The 625-nt window shown below is 73.1% G+C and carries 1 pseudogene; it reads left to right on the plus strand.

The annotated features are described in order from the left end of the window. Positions 1-55 precede the first annotated feature (55 nt). A pseudogene (locus tag ARGLB_RS20195) lies at positions 56-625 on the plus strand (hypothetical protein); the annotation flags it as partial.

A 625-nucleotide genomic window follows, 5' to 3' on the forward strand; every position in this document is an offset into this window, starting at 1 on the left:
CGGGGGCGCCGCCACCGGCACTGATGGGCGCGGGAACGGAGCGCCGCGGGCGGGCGTGGAGGACCGGGTCGCGGCCGCTGCTGTCCTGGTGCGGGCCGACCTCAGCGCCGACAGTGCGGGACTGATCGACCAGACCCGGGCGCTGGAGAACCTCAAATGCTGGGCCGACGGCCAGCAGGCCCGGCTAGCCGTCGCCTTCGAGCTCCGCCACCGTGAGGAACACGCCAACGGCGAACCACAGGCGGACAACGCCGGGCAGGCCAAGCCCGGCACCCTGGCGGCCGGGGACCTGGGCAAGAAACGTCCCAAGGCACAGACCCTGGGTGCGGCCGAGCAGATCGCCCTGGCCCGGGGCGAGTCCCCGCACCGCGGCGGCCGGTTCCTCGGCATGGCCAAGGCCCTGGTCACCGAGATGCCCCACACCCTGGCCGCCCTGGACACTGGCCAGCTCAACGAAGAACGCACCATCCACGTCGTGAAGGAAACAGCGTGCCTGAGCGTGGAAGACCGGGCCGCGGTCGATGAGGAACTGGCGGCCGATACCGGGACCTTCAATGGCGCCGGGACCCGGGCCGTCATCGCCGCCGCCCGGGCTGCCGCTATCCGGCGGGACGCACGCTCGGTC

This window comes from Arthrobacter globiformis NBRC 12137 (assembly GCF_000238915.1).
Taxonomy (GTDB): domain Bacteria; phylum Actinomycetota; class Actinomycetes; order Actinomycetales; family Micrococcaceae; genus Arthrobacter; species Arthrobacter globiformis.